The organism is Streptomyces mutabilis (genome assembly GCF_046628145.1).
Lineage (GTDB): Bacteria > Actinomycetota > Actinomycetes > Streptomycetales > Streptomycetaceae > Streptomyces > Streptomyces mutabilis.
Map to the genome: position 1 here is coordinate 3,494,230 of NZ_CP176874.1, position 18,285 is coordinate 3,512,514.

Below are 18,285 nucleotides of genomic sequence, written 5' to 3' on the forward strand. Positions count from 1 at the left end.
CGTCCGGCGTTCGAGGACGAGGCCGTCGAGGCCGAAAGGGGGCCGGGGTTTCGGCCCCCGGGGACACGGGCCACGACACGCCCGCGCCCGCGGGACGCGAACCGCCCCGGACCTACGAGTGCCCGAGATCCGCCGCTTCGTCCTCGGACACGGACACCGACCCGGAGTCCGCCGCCGGCCGCAGCGGGAACGGATCGACCCGCGTCTCGTCGATCACCGGCGGAGCCACCCGCGGCGGCTTCGGCATCACCGCGGCCTCGGAGTGCCCGCCGCACCCGTAGGCCAGCGACACGACCCGCCCGTCCGCCGGGGAGAACTCGTTGGCGCACACCCCGAAGGCCTGCCCCAGCGACCCGCCGATCCGCGCCAGGAAGCCGCAGCTCACGCAGGAGGCGGGAGCCGCCTGGGCCATCGCGGTCTTCGGCCCGAACGACTCCTCCCAGCGGTCGGCGGCGACGTGCAGCCCGTACCGGGACAGCACCCGGGAGCGGCGCAGGCCCAGCTCCTCGGCGACCGCGGAGATCGTGCCGCGGGCCGGGACCGCCGACAGTTCGGCGGGCGGTCCGGCCGTGAGCTCGGCGTCCTCCGCCTCCACCAGGTCGGCCATCTCGTGGGAGACGGCCGAGTTCGGCGGCGGCTCGTCCTCGCCGGTCCAGCCGGGCTCCAGCCTCAGGTCGTCCGCGTCGGTGGGCAGCAGGTCGCCGGGGCCCATGTCGCCGGGGCGCAGCCGCTCGCTCCACGGCACCCACTCGGGGGCGAGGAGGGCGTCCGGGCCGGGCAGCAGGACCGCCTCGTCCACCGTGACGATCTTGGCGCGGGAGGCGCGGGCCACGGTGACGGCCCAGCGCCAGCCGCGGTAGCCGAGCTCCTTGCAGGCGAAGTAGTGGGTGACGACCCGGTCGCCCTCGGACACCATGCCCTCGTGCTCGCCGACGACGCCGGGTGCGGCGGCCTCCTCGGCGGCGGAGCGGGCGAGGTCGACCGCCTCGGCGCACAGGCGGTCAGGGGTGCGGCTTCGCGTTGTCGCTGCGCTCACAGGTATCGCTTCTCTCCATACGCCGTCTCACGAGTGCGCCCCTGCCTGCGAGGGGCGGACGGAGCGGACCTGTGGACCGCGTCGACGTCCGCGCCCGATCGCGCTCGGGCGCACCTACGTCATCCATTCTGCGGGATGGCCGTAAGGCGCGCGGCCGAGAACGTTCGCCACGGCGCGCTACGCACGCTACCTGCTCCTGTGCGCTGGGCCTACACCGACGGGAGTTTCGGCGGGGTACGGCCTGACGTTCCCCGGTCGCGCCGGCCCGGCGGCGGCGCCGCCGTCACCCGACTCGATGGCCGCCATACGTGCCGTATCGACGCTACAGCCCCGGCTTCCGGGGCACTATGACGGGGTGGCAGCCGCACGTACGGAGTTCAAGGGCGGGAGCCGGGGACGCGGTCCCGGCTCCCGGTTCCGTGCGGTCGGCCGGGCGCTGCGCCTGCCGGTGACCGGAACGGCGCGCGGCATCCGGAAGGCGACGCACGCGCACGGCGCCGGCGAGTCCGGCCTCGGCAAGCTGATCGAGCTGCACGGCGTGAACGGCGCCGGCGACGTGATGATCACCGTGGCCCTCGCCTCCACCGTCTTCTTCTCCGTGCCGACCGACGAGGCGCGCGGGCGGGTCGCGCTCTACCTGGCCATCACCATGGCGCCGTTCACGCTCCTCGCGCCGGTGATCGGCCCGCTCCTGGACCGGCTGCCGCACGGCCGGCGCGCGGCGATGGCGGCCGCGATGGGCGCGCGGGCGCTGCTCGCGCTGGTGCTGTCCGGGGCGGTCATCAGCGGCGGCATCGAGCTGTACCCGGCGGCGCTCGGCGTGCTGGTCGCCTCGAAGGCGTACGGCGTGGTCAGAAGCGCGGTGGTGCCGCGGCTGCTGCCGCCCCGGTTCTCCCTGGTGAAGGCGAACTCGCGGGTCACGCTGTGCGGGCTGCTCGCCACCGGCGTGGCCGCGCCGATCGCGGCGGGGCTGCAGGCGGTGGGGCCGCGCTGGCCGCTGTACGGCGCCTTCGTGATCTTCGTGGCGGGGACGGTGCTGTCGTTCACGCTGCCGCGGAAGGTGGACTCGGCGCGGGGCGAGGACCGGGCGCTGCTCGCCGCCGACGAACGGCACCTGCACGGCCCGCACCGCAAGCCCGTCAAGCGTCCCGGGCTGCGCACGGTGGGCCCGGCGGTGACCCACGCGCTGGCCGCCAACGCCGCGATCCGCTGCCTGTCCGGCTTCCTGATCTTCTTCCTGGCCTTCCTGCTGCGGGTGCATCCGCTGTCCGGGCAGAGCGCGGCCGTGTCGCTGGGCATCGTGGGGGTCGCGGCGGGCGCGGGCAACGCGCTGGGCACGGCGGTCGGGGCGTGGCTGCGGTCGCGGGCCCCGGAGATCATCATCGTGACCGTGGTCGCGGTGGTGCTGGGCACGGGGATCATCGCCGCGGTGTTCTTCAGCACGGTGCTGGTGGCGTGCCTGGCGGCGGTCGCCGGGTTCGCGCAGGCGCTGGCCAAGCTGTCGCTGGACGCGCTGATCCAGCGGGACGTCCCGGAGCAGGTCCGCACCTCGGCGTTCGCGCGTTCGGAGACGCTGCTCCAGGTGTCCTGGGTGCTGGGCGGTGCGGTCGGCATCGTGCTGCCGCTCAACGGCACGCTGGGCCTCGCGGTGGGAGCGGCGATCATCGCCGCCGGGTGGCTGACGACCGTACGGGGGCTGATCGACTCGGCCCGGCACAAGGGGGCGGCCCGGGCGAGGGTGGCGTGACCACGCCACGCCGTACCCAGGTGGGGGGCGGGCCGGGGGCGCCGTATAGCCTTCGCACCATGACCACGTTGCAATCCGCTGTGCGACGCCGCCGCGCCGTCGCCGCCGCCGGCGCCGTATCCGCCGGACTGCTCCTGCTGTCCGCCTGCGACCAGCCGACCCCGATGTCGACGGTCACGGTCGGCAGCGACTCGGTCAGCTCCGAGGCCACCTGTGGCGGCGAGGGCAAGACCCTGGAGACCGCCGAGATCCAGAAGTGCCTCCAGAACGACGACGTCGAGTCCATCACGGTCAACCCCGACGACACCGTCCGCTTCGGCGTGGACCCGGAGGTCGCGGACGAGCGCTGGACGATCCTGATGAACGGTCAGCAGCTGACCGACGACACGGACAACACCTACCGCACCGTGCCGGGCAGCGTGTTCTTCAACGCCCAGTACGGCGCCCAGGGCGACTCGACGCTCGTCACCATCAAGGCCGGCGACGGCAAGGACGACAGCCAGGAGGCCACGGGTCTGTGGTCCTTCCGGCTGAAGAAGGACGACTGACCACGTCCCCCGTGCGCGTCCTCGTGGCCACCGCGGTCCCCGTCGAACGGGACGCGGTGGCTCGGGCGTTCCCGGAGCCGGGCGCCGAGGTGCCCCGTCCCGGGGTGACGCTGCGGCGCCTCCCGGAGGGCTGGGACCTCCTGGCGGCCGGTGTCGGTCCCGCCCTCGCCGCCGCCTCCACCGCCGCCGCCCTCACCGCCGCGGCGCTCGACGGCGCCCCCTACGGGCTGGTCGTCTCGGCCGGTATCGGCGGCGGCTTCGCACCTGACGCGCCCCTCGGCTCGCTCGTCGTCGCCGACGAGATCACCGCAGCCGACCTGGGCGCCGAGACGGCCGACGGCTTCCTGCCGGTGACCGAACTCGGCTTCGGCACGGTCACCCACCACCCGCCCGCCGCTCTCGTCGCCGCCGTCGCCGCCGCGACCGGCGCCCGCCCCGGCACCGTCCTGACGGGGTCCACCGTCACCGGTACGGCCGAACGCGCCGCGCTGCTGCGCGCCCGCCACCCGCGCGCCCTGGCCGAGGGCATGGAGGGCTTCGGCGTCGCCGAGGCCGCCGCCGCGCACGGGGTGCCCGTGCTGGAACTGCGCGCGGTCTCCAACCCGGTCGGCCCGCGCGACCGTGCCGCCTGGCGCATCGGCGACGCGCTGGCGGCCCTGACGGACGCCTTCGGGAAGCTCGCACCCGTCCTCACGAGTTGGAACCCACATGACGACTGAGCCCATGCAGACCGAGCCGCTTCGGATCGCGTACTCCCCCTGCCCCAACGACACCTTCGTCTTCGACGCCCTGGCGCACGGCCGCGTCCCGGGCGCCCCCGCGCTCGACGTGACGTTCGCGGACATCGACATCACCAACGGCATGGCCGAGCGCGGCGAGTTCGAGGTGCTGAAGGTGTCGTACGCCGTGCTGCCGTACGTCCTCGGCGAGTACGCCCTGCTGCCCTGCGGCGGCGCGCTGGGCCGGGGCTGCGGCCCGCTGGTGCTGACCCGGGAGGCCGACGCCGACCTGCGCGGGCGCACGGTCGCGGTGCCGAGCGAGACCTCGACGGCCTACCTGCTGTTCCGCCTCTGGGCCGCGGACACCGTGCCCGGCGGGGTCGGCGAGATCGTCGTCATGCCGTTCCACGAGATCATGCCGGCGGTGCGGGACGGGAAGGTCGACGCGGGGCTCGTGATCCACGAGGCGCGCTTCACCTACCAGAACTACGGGCTGCACAAGCTCGCCGACATGGGCGAGCACTGGGAGCGGACCACCGGACTGCCGATCCCGCTCGGCGCGATCATCGCCAAGCGGTCGCTGGGCGAGGCGACGCTGACGCGGCTGGCCGAGTCCGTGCGCGCCTCGGTCCGGGCCGCCTGGGACGACCCGGAGGCGTCCCGGCCGTACGTGATGGAGCACGCGCAGGAGATGGACCCGGCCGTCGCCGACCAGCACATCGGGCTGTACGTCAACGAGTTCACGGCCGACCTCGGCGAGGACGGCTACGCGGCGATCCGGGGCCTGCTGACCCGCGCGGCGGCCGAGGGCCTGGTACCGGCCCTCGGCCCGGACGCGCTCGCGTTCCCGTAGCGGGCGGAGGTCAGACGTCGAGCTGGTCGGCGACCGCCCGCAGCAGGCCGGCGATCTTCTTGCCGGCGGCCTTGTCGGGGTAGCGGCCGCGCTCCAGCATCGGGGTGATGTTCTCCAGGAGGGTCGTCAGGTCCTGGACGATCGACGCCAGCTCGTCGGGCTTCTTGCGCTGGGCGGCCGCGACCGACGGGGCCGGGTCCAGCAGGGTGAGGGAGAGCGCCTGGTCACCGCGCTGCCCGGCGACCACGCCGAACTCCACTCGCTGCCCCGGCTTCAGTGCCTCGACTCCGGCGGGGAGGACCGAGGAATGCACGAAGACGTCGCCGCCGTCGTCGCGGGAGAGGAAGCCGAAGCCCTTCTCGCTGTTGAACCACTTGACCTTGCCGGTAGGCACGTCTGTCCTCGTCCTCGTACTCGTCGGAAAACTGCTCGGAAACGGCTCTTGATAGCACTTGGGCGGGTCGTCCGACCCGCCGGTACCCAGGCTAATGGTCTTCGGGCCGGTGACAAGACGTCCCCCGGCTGTTCCTCAGGGCTGGGAACTACCCTGGTCGGGTGCGTGACAAAACCCAAACGAATTCCGCCGCGCCCGGTGACCGACTGATCCGCGCCGGAGCGATCGTCTTCTTCATCGGCACCGTGGCCACTTTGGTCACGGTGGCCCCGCTGCTGCTGGGCACGACGCCGTTCCCCACCTACATGTTCGTGCTGAGCATGCTGATGGGGGTGGGCTTCCTCATCGCCGGCGCCGGGGTCTTCCAGTCGATCGCGGCGGGCCGGCGTCAGGCCCGGGCGGCGTCCGCCCCGTCGGCGCCGGCCGCGCGGTAGTCCGCGAGCCACTGCGGGAACTCCGTCAGGTCGCCGAGGACCACGTCGGCACCGGCAGCGCGCAGTTCCTCGGCGCTGCACGGCCCGCTGGCCACGGCCACGGAGCGGGCGCCCGCGGCGCGGGCGCCGCGGACGTCGCCGAGGTGGTCGCCGACGTACGCGTCCGCGCCGTGCTCGCGCAGCGCCACGGCCTTCTGCTCGGCCCACAGGTCGCCGATCACGGCGTCCGGTTCGATGCCGAGGTGCGCCAGGTGCAGCTTGGCGTTCGGCTCGTACTTGGCGGTGACGACGATCGCCCGTCCACCCGCCTCGCGGACGGCGGCGATGGCCTCGCGGGCACCGGGCAGCGCGGGCGTGGCGGCGACGGCGTACGTCGGGTACATCTCCCGGTACAGGTCGGCGACGGCCTCGATCTCCTCGGCCGGGAACCAGTGCGCCAGCTCCTCGGCCAGCGGCGGCCCGAGCCGGGTGACGGCCAGGTCGGCGTCGACGTACGTCCCGGTCCGTTCGGTCAGCGCCACGTAGCAGGCGCGGATGCCGGGGCGCGAGTCGATCAACGTCATGTCGAGATCGAAGCCGACGGTGGGCGCGGGGCGGGTCGTGGAGGCCATGGGCTCCATTGTGCCGGGCGGGCCGACGGGGCCCGCGGGGCGGTACGCCGGTGCCGGGTGGTACGCCGGTGCCGGGTGGGCCGGCGCCGAAGGCCGGTGCCGAGTGGGCCGGTGCGGGCCCGCCGGGAGACGGTCCGCCGTACGCGGCGCCGCCCGGCACCGCGTCCCGACGCTCAGCCCCGTGGCCGACGGGCCCGCCACAGGAGGTACAGGGCCGTGGCCACGGCCGCGGTGCGCAGGACCCAGGGCCAGGTCTCGGTGACCGCCTCGTTCATCCGGCCCTCGGCGATGGGATCGCCCCAGCGGCCCTCCGTGCGGCCCCACAGCCACACGGCCCCGGCCGCGGCTACCGTGCCGGGCAGGCCCAGCACCGCCCACTTCGACTGAGCGGGCGTCAGGCGCCGGGAGAGGTAGGCGATCAGCCAGCCCAGGCCCATCGGGACCAGGCTGCCCATGACGGCACCGGCGATCAGCAGGGCGGCGGCCAGGAGCAGCAGGGGGTTGTTCCAGCCGCCTTCGGGCCACAGGCGGGGCAGGCGGCGGCGCCGGACCGCGACCGTCTCCGCGGCGACCGGCTCGGCGGCCTCCTCCACCGCCTCGGCCTTCTCGGCGGCCCGCTGCTCCCGTTCCTTCCGCTCGGCCTCGTCCCGCTCCTTCGGCGGGGGCTTGAGCAGGTCCGGGATCTCCACCCCGCCGACGAACCCGGGTACCTGGTCGCCGATGCCCCCGTACGGGCCGCTGTCCACCCGCCACCAGTCGCGCCGCGCCGCGCTGTCGCCCAGCTCGTGGGCGCCCGCCAGGTGCGGCGGGGAGGCGGCGGACGCCGGTGAGGCGGCGGGGGCGGCCTCGGGTGCGGTGGGGCGCGGGACGGCGCGGCGCAGGCCCCTGCGCCTCTCCTTCTCGCGCGGCCCGCCGTCCGGCTGTTCGGGCACGGCGGCGGGCGGCGGCACCGGCGGCCGGCGGTCACCGCTCGCGCCGCCCGCCGCGTCCACGACGTCGTCGGGGCTGCCCAGCCGGTCCAGGATGCGACGGACGGCGGCGGGACTGTCCACGGTGGTCTTCGCCCGGCTGCGGTCGATCTCGTTGCGCAGCTCGGACACCAGCCGCATGCGGGTGGCCGACGGCAGCTGCCGCTGCTGGGCCACGTCGCCGACGCGGCTCAGATACTCGAAGACGACCTGGTCGCTCTCGATCCCCACAGACCCCTCCGGGGCGGTGTGTTGTGGTACCCCGTCGGACGAAGGTACCGAATCATCCCGTGCCCGGCGGACACCACCGCACACGTCACCGGCGCACGCGCCACCCCACCGTCGTACCCACCCGCTAACGTGGGCCGGATGAGCACCGAGGAGAAGTCCGCGGCCCCCCGGTCCCTCGCGGAGGCGCTCCGCGTCAGGGACGACGTCTCGCTGGCCGCCCTCCTGCGCAGCCGTCCCGACCTCGTCACCCCCGTCCCCACGGACCTCACGCAGCTCGCCACCCGCGCCGGCACCCGCGCCTCGGTCGTCCGGGCCCTGGAGCGGCTGGACCGGTTCGCGCTGCAGACGGCCCAGGCGCTGGCGGTGGCGGCGGACCCGGCGCCGTACGCGGAGCTGCTCGGGCTCATGGCCGGTGACGAGGGGGACCCGGCCGTCACCGCGGCCCTCCCCCGGGCCGTGGCCCTGCTGCGCGAACAGGCCCTGGTGTGGGGCGCCGACGACCGGCTGCGGCTGGTGCGCACCGCCCGCGAGCTGCTCGCGCCCTCCCCGCAGCACCCCTCGCCGACGGGGCTCGGCCCCACCGTGCGGGAGGCGACGGCGGGGATGTCGCCGGGGCGGATCCAGGAGATCCTCGCCGCGGTCGGTCTCGCCTCGACCCACGACTCCGTCTCCGCGGTGTCGGCGCTGGGCGAGCTGTTCGCCGACCGGACGCGGACGGCGGCGCTCCTGGCCGCGCTGCCCAGGGAGTCCCGGGAGGTGCTGGACCGCCTGGTGTGGGGCCCGCCGTACGGTCAGGTCACCCACGACCCGGCGCCGCACCTGCGGGCGCTGCTGGACCGGGGCCTGCTGCTGCCGACCGCTCCCGGCACCGTCGTCCTGCCCCGGGAGGTCGCCCTGCACCTGCGCGCGGGGCGGGCGCACCGTACGCCCGAGCCGGTGCCGCCGCCGGTGGAGGCGGCGGCCACGCACCGTCCACAGGTTGTGGACGCCACCGCGGCCGGACAGGCGCTGGCGGCGCTGGCGACCGTCGAGGAGCTGCTGAAGGAGTGGGACGAGGGCGGCCCGACGGTGCTGCGGGCCGGCGGGCTGAGCGTGCGCGACCTGAAGCGGACGGCCGTCGCCCTGGACGTGCCCGAGCCGGTCGCCGCCTTCTGGGTGGAGCTGGCCTACGCGGCCGGGCTGGTCGCCTCCGACGGGGAGGCCGACGAGCGGTACGCGGCGACCCCGGCGTACGACGAGTGGCGCGAGCTGCCGCCCGCCGAGCGCTGGGCGCGGCTGGCCGAGTCGTGGCTGACGGCCACCCGCACCTCGGGACTGGTCGGCGGGCGGGACGCGAAGGACCGTACGCTCTCGGCGCTCGGGCCGAACCTGGACCGTTCGGCGGCGCCGGAGGTACGGCACCGGGTGCTGGCCCTGCTGGCGGGGCTGCCCGAGGGCGCCGCGCCCGACGCGGAGTCGGTGCTGGCCAGGCTGCGCTGGGAGCGGCCCCTGCGCGGGCCGCAGCGGGAGCAGCGGGAGCAGCGGGAACAGGGGGAGCAGCGGGAGGACGACCTGCGCAGCCGGCTCGCCCGGTGGACGCTGTCCGAGGCCGAGCTGCTGGGCGTCACCGGGCGCGGGGCGCTGGCGGCGCCCGGCCGGGCGCTGATCGGCGCGCCGGAGCCCGCGCACCCGGCGGCTCAGCCGGAGCCCGAGGGACCCGGCGACAAGCTCCCCGTGCACCACCACCGCACGCCCCCCGCGCCCGCCCCCGCGACCCCCGCCGAACGGGCCGCCGCCACCGCGGCCGCGGCCCGGCTGCTCGCGCCGCTGTTCCCCGAGCCGCTGGACCACGTGCTGCTCCAGGCCGACCTGACGGCGGTGGCGCCGGGGCCCCTGGAGCGGGAGCTGGCCGACGTGCTGGGGGTGCTCGCGGACGTGGAGTCGAAGGGCGGGGCGACCGTCTACCGGTTCACGCCGGGCTCGGTGCGCCGCGCGCTGGACGCCGGCCGGACCGCCGCCGACCTGCACGCCTTCCTGGCCCGGCACTCGCGTACGCCGGTGCCGCAGCCGCTCGCCTACCTGATCGACGACGTGGCCCGCCGGCACGGGCGGCTGCGGGTGGGCGCGGCCTCGGCGTACGTGCGCTGCGACGACGACGCGACGCTGGACGAGATCCTCGCCGACAAGCGGGCCGCCGGTCTCGGTCTGCGCCGCCTCGCGCCGACCGTGCTGGCCGCGCAGACCGACCCGGCGGCGCTGCTGGAGGGGCTGCGCGCGATGGGGTTCGCGCCGGCCGCGGAGTCCGCCGCGGGCGATGTGCTGATCGCCCGCGCCGACGCCCGCCGCACTCCGCCGCGGGCGGCGCCGGAGCCCGTTCCGGACGGTCCGCCGGTCCCCGACGACACGCTGCTGACGGCCGCGATCCGTGCCATCCGGGCCGGCGACCTGGCCTCCACGGCCCCGCGCAGGCCGGGGCACGCGGACGGTGCGGACGGCGGCCCGGCGGCGGGCGGTGAGCTGCCCCGCACTAGTGCCGCCGAGACCCTCGCCACCGTGCAGGCGGCCGTGCTGACCGGCGAGGCGCTGTGGATCGGCTACGTGAACGCGGAGGGCGCCGCCAGCCAGCGCGTCATCGCCCCGATCCGGGTGGAGGGCGGCTTCGTGACGGCGTACGACCACACGGCGGACGAGGTGCGCACGTATCCGCTGCACCGGATCACCGGCGTGGCCGAACTCGCCGACGACGCGCCCTGAACGCGCCCCGGTGCGCCCCTCTTTCGGGGGTAACGGCGGGATCATGCACGCCACGCCGGGTGATTAGCACCTGCGAGGGAGCTTTTTTCATATTCCGCATCGATTTTTCGGCGGTCGGGCAGCCACCGGGTGTCCTGCTCACCGAACCGAAAGGAACCATCCGATGCGTGCCGTACGTCGAGTCGCCACCGTCCTGACCTCCACCGCCACGCTGATCGCGGCGTTCGCCGCCGAGGCCGCCGCGGTCGGCATCGACCTCGGTGGAGGCCTGACCCTCTGATCGCCTCCTGACCCCTTCGTTCGCGTACGTCCCCTGACGGCGGGCCGGGTCTCAGTCCCCCTGGGCCCGGCCCGCTCCTCATCCCCTCCCCCGCGGTTCTCCCGCGTTCTCCCGGTTCTCCCGGTTCTCCCGAAAGGCACGTCATGCGCTCCGAGCTCCGCGATCCGGACCACGACACCACCGCACACGACAGCGCCCACGGCACCGCACACGACACCGCGCGCTCCGCCGCCCGCTCCGCCGTGGCCGTCTCCGTCGCCGCCCTGATCACCGCCGCCGCGCTGTTCGGCGCGCTCGCTCCCAAGGCCGCCGCACTTCCCCTGCCGCTGCCGGCCACCGGTGTGGAGTCCCTGGTCACGGAGGGGGTCACCGTCGAAGGCCCGCTGATCAACAACATCAGTCTCAGGTAGCCCGGCCGCGCGATCAGGCACACTGGACGTTTGGCCGATCCGTCGAGTCGCTGTCGGCCGTACGCACGCGAAAGGGTGCCGCCCGTGAATGGTCCGCTCATCGTCCAGTCCGACAAGACCCTGCTCCTCGAGGTCGACCACGAGCAGGCCGGCGACTGCCGTCGGGCCATCGCGCCCTTCGCCGAACTGGAGCGCGCGCCGGAGCACATCCACACCTACCGGGTGACCCCGCTGGGCCTGTGGAACGCGCGGGCGGCGGGCCACGACGCCGAGCAGGTCGTCGACGCGCTCGTCGAGTACAGCCGCTACCCGGTGCCGCACGCGCTGCTCGTCGACATCGCCGAGACGATGGACCGCTACGGCCGCCTCACCCTCTCCAAGCACCCGGCGCACGGGTTGGTCCTGACGACCACCGACCGGCCGGTGCTGGAGGAGGTCCTGAAGTCGAAGCGGATCGCGCCGCTGGTCGGCGCCCGCATCGACCCCGACACGGTGGCCGTGCACCCCTCCGAGCGCGGGCAGATCAAGCAGACGCTGCTGAAGCTCGGCTGGCCCGCCGAGGACCTCGCCGGGTACGTCGACGGCGAGGCGCACCCGATCGAGCTGGCCGAGGACGGCTGGGCGCTGCGCCCGTACCAGAAGCAGGCCGTGGAGAACTTCTGGCACGGCGGCAGCGGTGTCGTCGTGCTCCCCTGCGGCGCGGGCAAGACGCTGGTCGGCGCCGGTTCGATGGCGCAGGCGAAGTCGACGACGCTGATCCTGGTCACCAACACGGTCTCCGCCCGGCAGTGGAAGCACGAGCTGGTCAAGCGCACGTCGCTGACCGAGGACGAGATCGGCGAGTACAGCGGCACGAAGAAGGAGATCCGGCCGGTCACCATCGCCACGTACCAGGTGCTGACGACGCGGCGGAAGGGCGTCTACCCGCACCTGGAGCTGTTCGACTCCCGGGACTGGGGTCTGATCGTCTACGACGAGGTGCACCTGCTGCCGGCGCCGGTCTTCAAGTTCACCGCCGACCTCCAGGCGCGCCGCCGCCTCGGTCTGACCGCGACCCTCGTCCGCGAGGACGGCCGCGAGTCGGACGTGTTCTCCCTCATCGGTCCGAAGCGTTTCGACGCGCCCTGGAAGGAGATCGAGGCGCAGGGCTACATCGCGCCCGCCGACTGCGTGGAGGTCCGGGTCAATCTCACCGACTCCGAGCGGCTCGCGTACGCCACCGCCGAGGCGGAGGAGAAGTACCGCTTCTGCGCGACGACCGACACCAAGCGCAAGGTCACCGAGGCGATCGTGCGGCGCTTCGCCGGGCAGCAGATCCTCGTCATCGGCCAGTACATCGACCAGCTCGACGAACTGGGCGAGCACCTGGGCGCGCCGGTGATCAAGGGCGACACGTCCAACGCCCAGCGGGAGAAGCTCTTCGAGTCCTTCCGGCAGGGCGAGATCAGCGTCCTGGTCGTCTCGAAGGTCGCGAACTTCTCCATCGACCTGCCGGAGGCGACGGTCGCGATCCAGGTGTCGGGCACCTTCGGGTCCCGGCAGGAGGAGGCCCAGCGGCTCGGCCGGGTGCTGCGGCCGAAGGCCGACGGTCACCAGGCGCACTTCTACTCGGTCGTCGCCCGCGACACCCTCGACCAGGACTTCGCCGCCCACCGCCAGCGCTTCCTGGCGGAGCAGGGCTACGCGTACCGGATCGTGGACGCGGACGAGCTGCTGACGGAGAGCTGAGCGGACACCCGGCCGGGTCAGGCCCGGCCGGGCTCCGGGCGGGACGGTCAGGCCCCGGGGAGGGTGAACACCAGGACCAGGACGCACACCGGCGGCAGCAGCGACAGCGCGGCCATCCAGATCCGCAGGGCGGTCCAGCGCCGGGTCCAGGGCAGAGCCCAGGCGGTGACCCAGGCTCCGTGGGTGAGGAAGGCGCCGAAGAACAGGGTGCCGTAGATCAGCGTCAGCGAGGTCGTCAGCGCCCGCGAGCAGTCGGTGCCGCAGCTGTCGGTCGCCATGACCGACAGCAGGCCGAGGAACGCGGCCGCCGGTACCAGAACCGTCAGGAGCACGGTGGCGACGGTCGGCGCGATCCACGCCGTGCGGTCCCGCCGGTCCCGTGGGTTCCGCCAGGCGGCCGGGTACGGCGGCCATGCCGTCGGGTGCTGTGGGTTCATGCGGCCAGTCAAGCCGCGCGGGCGTGCCCCGCGCACCGGCGTGCGTACTCAGACCGGTACGCGTGCCTACTCAGTCCGCGCGGCGGCGGACGCGGCGCCACCGGCGAGGGACACGGGCACCACCGCCGAAGGACGCGGCGTCACCGGCGGCGGACGCCGGCCTCCTCGCCGTACTCGCCGAGGATGACGACGTCGAAGGCGGCGCCCGCGAACACCCGCACGGCGCGCAGAGCGTCACCGAGCCGGTGCCGGTGGCTGCCGGCCACGGGCGTGGCACCGGACGCGCGGCCCGGTGCCGGGGCGGGGGAGATGGTTGCTGCGCTCATGTCTCCATGGTGCGACCGCCCGCCCCCGACCGGCATCGGTCTGCGGGCCGAACCCCCGCCGCCTGCCGCTACGACCGTGGAGGGAGCGCATCCCCCAGAGCGGAGTACGCGATCCCCTAGGGGGCGGACGGGGCGGAACGGCGGGACACGGAAAAACCGTTGGCCCGCGCCGCCGCCGCTCCCCTAGAATCTCCGCTCTTGCCCGCCTCCCCACGGAGCGCCGCCGACCGGACGGAAACCGGCCGGCCCACCGCGCGGAAACCGCGCCCACCACACCGCAGGTCATCCGGAGGCACCCCCTTGTCCACGCCCGTCCACGACGACCCCCTCGCCAAGGAGCGCTCCCACCTCGCCGCGTCGCGCTCCGCCCTGCGCGCCATGCGGGAGGACGTCGAGTCCCTCGACATCACCGACGTCACCGCGAACTGGGTCAACGCCGCCGTGCTGGCGAACCAGATGGAGGAGCGCGTCAAGGCGCTCGCCGACCTGAGCGAGACCCCGCTGTTCTTCGGCCGGCTCGACTACCTGCACGCGCCCGGCGCCGAGCAGGCGGAGGGCGCGGAGGGTGAGCGCTTCTACGTCGGGCGCCGGCACGTGCACGACGCGGACGGCGACCCGATGGTGATCGACTGGCGGGCGCCGGTCTCGCAGCCGTTCTACCAGGCGTCGAAGAAGAACCCGCTGGACGTCGCCCTGCGCCGCCGCTTCGGCTACACCGGCGGCGACCTGACGGCGTACGAGGACGAGCACCTGTCGGACCCCACCGAGGCCGCGACCACCAGCAAGCTGCTCCAGCAGGAGATCGAGCGGCCCCGCGTCGGTCCGATGCGGGACATCGTGGCGACCATCCAGCCCGAGCAGGACGAGATCGTGCGCGCCGGGCTGTCCGGGTCGGTCTGTGTACAGGGCGGGCCCGGCACCGGGAAGACCGCCGTCGGCCTGCACCGGGTCGCCTACCTCCTCTACGCCCACCGCGAGCGCCTGGCCCGGACCGGGACGCTGGTGATCGGGCCGAACAAGTCCTTCCTGCACTACATCGAGCAGGTCCTTCCGGCCCTGGGCGAGCTGACGGTCCGCCAGGCCACCGTCGACGACCTGGTGGCGCACGTCGAGGTGCGCGGCGCGGACGAGGCGACGGCGGCGGTGATCAAGGGCGACGCGCGGATGGCGCGGGTGCTGCGGCGGGCCCTCTACTCGCACGTCACCATGCCCACCGAGGGCGTCGTGGTGGTGCGCGGCTCGCGGCGCTGGCGGGTGGCGGCGTACGAGCTGGAGGAGATCGTCCGCGAGCTGCTCGCCCGCGACATCCGCTACGGCGCCGCCCGCGAGGCCCTTCCGCAGCGGATCGCGCACGCCGTGCTGGTGCAGATGGAGCGGGCCGGTGAGGCGCCGGACGACCGGGTGCAGAACGCGGTGGCGCGCAACGCCGCCGTGAAGGCGGTGGTGAAGACCGTCTGGCCGCAGGTCGACCCCGCGAAGCTGGTCCTGCGCCTCCTGACCGACGCGGACTTCCTCGCCGAGCACGCCGAGGGCATCCTCACCGGGGAGGAGCAGAAGGCGGTGCTGTGGGTGAAGCCGGCCCGCTCGGTGAAGTCGGCCAAGTGGTCGCCCGCGGACGCCGTGCTGATCGACGAGGCCGCCGACCTGATCGAGCGCACCCACTCCCTCGGGCACGTCGTCCTCGACGAGGCGCAGGACCTCTCCCCCATGCAGTACCGGGCGGTGGGCCGACGCTGCACCACCGGCTCGGCGACCGTCCTGGGCGACCTGGCGCAGGGCACGACGCCGTGGGCGACCCGCAGCTGGGCCGAGGCGCTGGCCCACCTGGGCAAGGAGGGAGCCGTGGTGGAGGAGCTGACGGCCGGTTTCCGCGTGCCGACGGACGTGATCGCGTACGCGTCCCGGCTGCTGCCGCACATCGCGCCGGGCCTGACGCCGGTGGCGTCGATCCGTGAGAACCCGGGGTTCTTCGAGGTCCGTGAGGCGGCCGAGGGCACGGCGGACGTGCTGGCGGCCTGCCGCGAGCTGCTGGAGCGGGAGGGGTCGGTGGGTCTGATCGCCGCCGACGCGCGGGTACCGGAGCTGGCGGCGGCGCTCGGGGCGGCGGGGGTCGGCTTCGTCGGTCCCGGTGAGGAGACGACGCGGACCACCCGCCTGACCCTGGTCCCGGCCTCGCTGGCCAAGGGTCTGGAGTACGACTACGTGGTCCTGGACGAGCCACGGGCCGTGGTCGACGGCGAACCGGACGAACGGACGGGACTGCGACGGCTGTACGTGTGCCTGACCCGTGCGGTGTCGGGCCTGATCGTGACCCACGCGACGGAGCTGCCGCCGCAGCTGCGGTAACTGCCGTGGCTGCCCTGGCTACCGCAGCTGCCCTAGCTGCCGTAGCTGCCGTAGCTGCCGTAGCTGCCGTAGCTGCCGTAGCTGCCGTAGCTGCCGTGGCTGCCGTGGCTGCCGTGGCTGCCGCAGCTGCGGGCAGTCGTGCCGCTGGGGCGGCACGGGTGGGCGGTGGGGGCACCTCCCGCTCGAGCGAAGCCGAGAGTGGGGGAGGCACCCCGCAACGCCGGGCCGCGCAACCCACCCCCCACGCGAGCACCGACGCAGGCGCACCCCCGGCCGACGCTCAGTCCCGCAGCCGACCCTCAGCCCCCCAGCACCCGCCGCCACTCCCCGACCGCCTCCGCCGAAACCGGCCCGTCCCACCCGGCGGGCCGCGCCGCCCCGCCGATGTGGAAGCCGTCGATCCCCGCGTCCAGCAGCCCGGGAACGTGCTCCAGACGCAGCCCGCCGCCCACCAGCAGCTGCTGCTCGTACCCCGGCTCCCCCCGCCGCCGCGCCTCCGCGAGCAGCACGCTCAGCCCGTCGTCGACCCCGCCCGCCGACCCGGCCGTGAGGTACGTGTCCAGCCCGGGGAAGTCCGCGAGCTGCTTGCGCAGGGCGTCCCGGTCCGCGGCGCGGTCGATCGCGCGGTGGAAGGTCCACCGGCACCCCTCCAGCGCCCCGGCGACCCGCTCCACCGCCGCGAGGTCGACGTCACCGTCCGCGTCGAGGAACCCGAGCACGAACTCCGTCGCCCCGGCCTCCCGCATCCGCCCGGCGACCCCCACCAGCCGCTCGACGTCCCCGGCGGCGAACCCGTCCGCCAGCCGCAGCATCACCCGCAGGTCGATGTCGACGGCGGCGCGGATCGCGGCGACGGTCTCGGCCGACGGGGTGAGTCCGTCGGCCGCCATGTCGGTGACCAGTTCGAGGCGATCCGCGCCTCCGGCCTGGGCGGCGACCGCGTCCTCGACGTCGAGGGCGATCACCTCCAGGACTGCACGCTTGCTCATGGGACCCCATTCGTCGGCCTGCTACAGGTCTAGTCCAATCCAAGACTACGCCCCCATGGCCGGCCAGGACTCCCCCGCGCCGCCACCCGGCGCCGCTCAGCCGCCGAAGAGGTTCAGCTCCGCCGCCTCCACCCCGGCCAGCTCGTAGCCGGCCGCGCCGTCCACCGGCCGACCCGCGTACAGCCGCACCAGCGTCGCCGCGTCCCCGATGAACCGCCCCGGCGGCCGCTCACCGCTCGCCCCGCCCAGCTTCAGCGGCTCGTCCACGTCGTCGAGGTCGGCGTGCAGCGGTACGTGGCCGCGGTCGCGGGTGAGCGTGCCCAGCAGCGCCAGCGCCTCCGGCAGTCCGCGCCCCGCGTACGCGCCCGGCTCGCCGAGGGCCACCCGCACGTCACCCGCGTGCACCCACTCGCCCAGCGCCAGCATGTCGAGGGCGCCGCCCGCGCGGCCGATCACCGGACCGGCCTCGGCCATGCCGCGCTCCAGTTCGTCGACGACCCGGGCGTTGGGCCAGTCGGCGCGTTCGGCGATGTCGCGGTCGTTGGACTCGGGCGAGAAGACGCCGTCCTCGAAGCGGTTCTCCACCGCCCTCATCAGCGCGGAGGAGCAGTGCGCCAGCACGTCCCGCACGGTCCAGCCGGGACACGCGGCCACCGGCAGCGCGAAGTCGCCGTCCGCCCGGGACCGCAGCAGCGGCACCAGTTCGTCCCGCTCGATGGCCAGCAGCCGCCCGGGCCGTTCGGGGTCGCGTACGTCGTGCACGTCAGCAGGAGTCGTCATGGCTCCACGTTAGGGGCGCGGCGGCCCCGCGGTCAGTGTGCCGACAGGTCGTCCAGCTCGGCGGCGTAGAGGAGCGCCGGGTCGAAGGACATGCCGGTGAAGTGACCGGCCAGCTCCAGGGACAGGACGCCGTGCAGCCGGGTCCAGAAGGACAGGGCCCGGTGCAGCGCCGCGGGGGGAGCCGGGTGTCCGTCCGCCCACTGCCGGTGGCCGTCGAGGTGGGCGTCGAACGCCGTCGGCGCGTCACCCTCGCCCGGCAGCGCGGCGCAGGCGTCGATGATGACGGCCATGGTCTCGGAGGCGATCTGGGTGACGTCGGCGGGCGCGTGGTAGCCGGGGACGGGGGTGCCGAAGACCAGGAAGTACCGCTGGGGGTCGGCGAGCGCCCAGGAGCGCATGGTGTGCGCCAGTCCGGTCAGGTCGGCGCCGGAGGCGGCGGCGTCCCGGAAGGTGTCGGCGAGGCTGCGGTAGGCGTCCCTGACGAGTTCGCTGATCAGCTCGTCGCGGCCGGCGAAGTACCGGTAGAGGGCGGGCCCGCTCATGCCCATCCGCTTGGCGATCGCGTTCAGGGAGAGGGCTGAGGCACCGGCCGTGGCGATCTGCTCCCGCGCGTGCTCCTTGACCTCCGCGCGCACCTGGCTGCGGTAGCGCTCGCGCGGGGTCCCGGTGCGCGCCTGCGTCATGGCCGCCGCCCTTTCCGCTCCTGCGTGCCTGC

General features: G+C 74.7%; 19 protein-coding genes. 9 read left to right on the plus strand and 10 right to left on the minus strand.

Going from position 1 to position 18,285, the window contains the following annotated elements:
* Nucleotides 1-112 precede the first annotated feature (112 nt).
* On the minus strand, nucleotides 113-1,036 hold the full coding sequence (locus ACLIN4_RS15490; RefSeq protein ID WP_107477800.1) for a DUF3027 domain-containing protein: 924 nt from the start codon (nucleotides 1,034-1,036) through the stop codon (nucleotides 113-115).
* A 355-nt stretch (nucleotides 1,037-1,391) separates the two neighbouring features.
* Between ACLIN4_RS15490 and ACLIN4_RS15495 the strand changes: the two genes are divergently transcribed.
* From ACLIN4_RS15495 to ACLIN4_RS15510, 4 genes are read left to right on the plus strand one after another with little or no spacing between them, the layout of a single operon-like run.
* A complete protein-coding gene (locus tag ACLIN4_RS15495; RefSeq protein WP_289908115.1) occupies nucleotides 1,392-2,783 on the plus strand; it encodes an MFS transporter in 1,392 nt (463 codons plus the stop codon).
* Nucleotides 2,784-2,842: 59 nt separating this feature from the next.
* A complete protein-coding gene (locus tag ACLIN4_RS15500; RefSeq protein WP_257003328.1) occupies nucleotides 2,843-3,331 on the plus strand; it encodes a DUF2771 domain-containing protein in 489 nt (162 codons plus the stop codon).
* Between the two features lie 11 nt (nucleotides 3,332-3,342).
* Nucleotides 3,343-4,050, plus strand: coding sequence for a futalosine hydrolase (locus ACLIN4_RS15505; RefSeq protein ID WP_107477798.1), 708 nt, complete (start codon nucleotides 3,343-3,345; stop codon nucleotides 4,048-4,050).
* Entirely contained in the window at nucleotides 4,040-4,903 is an 864-nt protein-coding gene (locus tag ACLIN4_RS15510) for a 1,4-dihydroxy-6-naphthoate synthase (RefSeq protein ID WP_269960161.1), read from the plus strand. Before ACLIN4_RS15505 ends, ACLIN4_RS15510 begins: the two co-directional genes overlap by 11 nt.
* 10 nt (nucleotides 4,904-4,913) lie before the next feature.
* Here ACLIN4_RS15510 and ACLIN4_RS15515 read toward each other — a convergent pair whose 3' ends face one another.
* On the minus strand, nucleotides 4,914-5,297 hold the full coding sequence (locus ACLIN4_RS15515; RefSeq protein ID WP_019326623.1) for a cold-shock protein: 384 nt from the start codon (nucleotides 5,295-5,297) through the stop codon (nucleotides 4,914-4,916).
* A gap of 161 nt (nucleotides 5,298-5,458) precedes the next feature.
* Between ACLIN4_RS15515 and ACLIN4_RS15520 the strand changes: the two genes are divergently transcribed.
* Nucleotides 5,459-5,731 carry a hypothetical protein gene (locus ACLIN4_RS15520; protein WP_100048736.1) on the plus strand — a complete coding sequence of 91 codons (273 nt, stop codon included), beginning with the start codon at nucleotides 5,459-5,461 and terminating at the stop codon, nucleotides 5,729-5,731.
* Here ACLIN4_RS15520 and ACLIN4_RS15525 read toward each other — a convergent pair.
* Both ACLIN4_RS15525 and ACLIN4_RS15530 read right to left on the minus strand, forming a co-directional pair.
* Nucleotides 5,686-6,342: an HAD family hydrolase gene (locus ACLIN4_RS15525; RefSeq protein WP_411575908.1), complete on the minus strand. Its 657-nt coding sequence runs from the start codon at nucleotides 6,340-6,342 to the stop codon at nucleotides 5,686-5,688. The two genes, ACLIN4_RS15520 and ACLIN4_RS15525, sit on opposite strands and share 46 nt — an antisense overlap.
* 173 nt (nucleotides 6,343-6,515) lie before the next feature.
* Nucleotides 6,516-7,541, minus strand: a complete 1,026-nt coding sequence (locus ACLIN4_RS15530; RefSeq protein ID WP_307652614.1) for a hypothetical protein — start codon at nucleotides 7,539-7,541, stop codon at nucleotides 6,516-6,518.
* Nucleotides 7,542-7,679: 138 nt separating this feature from the next.
* On the opposite strand from ACLIN4_RS15530, the gene ACLIN4_RS15535 reads away from it, so the two are divergent.
* The 3 genes from ACLIN4_RS15535 to ACLIN4_RS15545 all read left to right on the plus strand — a co-directional run bounded on the left by ACLIN4_RS15535 (nucleotide 7,680) and on the right by ACLIN4_RS15545 (nucleotide 12,692).
* A complete protein-coding gene (locus ACLIN4_RS15535) occupies nucleotides 7,680-10,274 on the plus strand; it encodes a helicase C-terminal domain-containing protein (protein ID WP_411575909.1) in 2,595 nt (864 codons plus the stop codon).
* Between the two features lie 423 nt (nucleotides 10,275-10,697).
* The gene (locus ACLIN4_RS15540; protein WP_107480254.1) at nucleotides 10,698-10,964 is read left to right on the plus strand and encodes a hypothetical protein; all 267 of its coding nucleotides are present in this window, start codon (nucleotides 10,698-10,700) and stop codon (nucleotides 10,962-10,964) included.
* Nucleotides 10,965-11,048: 84 nt separating this feature from the next.
* The gene (locus ACLIN4_RS15545) at nucleotides 11,049-12,692 is read left to right on the plus strand and encodes a DNA repair helicase XPB (RefSeq protein WP_100049637.1); all 1,644 of its coding nucleotides are present in this window, start codon (nucleotides 11,049-11,051) and stop codon (nucleotides 12,690-12,692) included.
* Nucleotides 12,693-12,739: 47 nt separating this feature from the next.
* Here the strand turns inward: ACLIN4_RS15545 and ACLIN4_RS15550 are convergent, their stop codons facing one another.
* Entirely contained in the window at nucleotides 12,740-13,129 is a 390-nt protein-coding gene (locus tag ACLIN4_RS15550; protein ID WP_107480255.1) for a hypothetical protein, read from the minus strand.
* A gap of 140 nt (nucleotides 13,130-13,269) precedes the next feature.
* Nucleotides 13,270-13,455: a hypothetical protein gene (locus tag ACLIN4_RS15555; RefSeq protein ID WP_179342777.1), complete on the minus strand. Its 186-nt coding sequence runs from the start codon at nucleotides 13,453-13,455 to the stop codon at nucleotides 13,270-13,272.
* Nucleotides 13,456-13,755: 300 nt separating this feature from the next.
* On the opposite strand from ACLIN4_RS15555, the gene ACLIN4_RS15560 reads away from it, so the two are divergent.
* On the plus strand, nucleotides 13,756-15,801 hold the full coding sequence (locus tag ACLIN4_RS15560; RefSeq protein WP_411575910.1) for a HelD family protein: 2,046 nt from the start codon (nucleotides 13,756-13,758) through the stop codon (nucleotides 15,799-15,801).
* 32 nt (nucleotides 15,802-15,833) lie between these two features.
* Here ACLIN4_RS15560 and ACLIN4_RS15565 read toward each other — a convergent pair whose 3' ends face one another.
* The 4 genes from ACLIN4_RS15565 to ACLIN4_RS15580 form a co-directional block, all read right to left on the minus strand.
* Nucleotides 15,834-16,046, minus strand: coding sequence for a hypothetical protein (locus ACLIN4_RS15565; protein ID WP_411575911.1), 213 nt, complete (start codon nucleotides 16,044-16,046; stop codon nucleotides 15,834-15,836).
* Between the two features lie 54 nt (nucleotides 16,047-16,100).
* Entirely contained in the window at nucleotides 16,101-16,790 is a 690-nt protein-coding gene (locus tag ACLIN4_RS15570) for a copper homeostasis protein CutC (RefSeq protein WP_107479504.1), read from the minus strand.
* A 96-nt stretch (nucleotides 16,791-16,886) separates the two neighbouring features.
* Nucleotides 16,887-17,570, minus strand: coding sequence for a maleylpyruvate isomerase family mycothiol-dependent enzyme (locus tag ACLIN4_RS15575; protein WP_107479503.1), 684 nt, complete (start codon nucleotides 17,568-17,570; stop codon nucleotides 16,887-16,889).
* Nucleotides 17,571-17,602: 32 nt separating this feature from the next.
* Entirely contained in the window at nucleotides 17,603-18,253 is a 651-nt protein-coding gene (locus ACLIN4_RS15580; RefSeq protein WP_307652611.1) for a TetR/AcrR family transcriptional regulator, read from the minus strand.
* Nucleotides 18,254-18,285 lie beyond the last annotated feature (32 nt).

Excerpts from the sequence above, each read along its gene's own strand:
- ACLIN4_RS15550 (WP_107480255.1), bottom strand. The coding sequence starts at position 13,129 with ATGAACCCACAGCACCCGACGGCATGGCCGCCGTACCCGGCCGCCTGG.
- ACLIN4_RS15540 (WP_107480254.1), top strand. The coding sequence starts at position 10,698 with ATGCGCTCCGAGCTCCGCGATCCGGACCACGACACCACCGCACACGAC.
- ACLIN4_RS15525 (WP_411575908.1), bottom strand. The coding sequence starts at position 6,342 with ATGGCCTCCACGACCCGCCCCGCGCCCACCGTCGGCTTCGATCTCGAC.
- ACLIN4_RS15555 (WP_179342777.1), bottom strand. The coding sequence starts at position 13,455 with ATGAGCGCAGCAACCATCTCCCCCGCCCCGGCACCGGGCCGCGCGTCC.
- ACLIN4_RS15535 (WP_411575909.1), top strand. The coding sequence starts at position 7,680 with ATGAGCACCGAGGAGAAGTCCGCGGCCCCCCGGTCCCTCGCGGAGGCG.
- ACLIN4_RS15580 (WP_307652611.1), bottom strand. The coding sequence starts at position 18,253 with ATGACGCAGGCGCGCACCGGGACCCCGCGCGAGCGCTACCGCAGCCAG.
- ACLIN4_RS15570 (WP_107479504.1), bottom strand. The coding sequence starts at position 16,790 with ATGAGCAAGCGTGCAGTCCTGGAGGTGATCGCCCTCGACGTCGAGGAC.
- ACLIN4_RS15510 (WP_269960161.1), top strand. The coding sequence starts at position 4,040 with ATGACGACTGAGCCCATGCAGACCGAGCCGCTTCGGATCGCGTACTCC.
- ACLIN4_RS15500 (WP_257003328.1), top strand. The coding sequence starts at position 2,843 with ATGACCACGTTGCAATCCGCTGTGCGACGCCGCCGCGCCGTCGCCGCC.
- ACLIN4_RS15575 (WP_107479503.1), bottom strand. The coding sequence starts at position 17,570 with ATGACGACTCCTGCTGACGTGCACGACGTACGCGACCCCGAACGGCCC.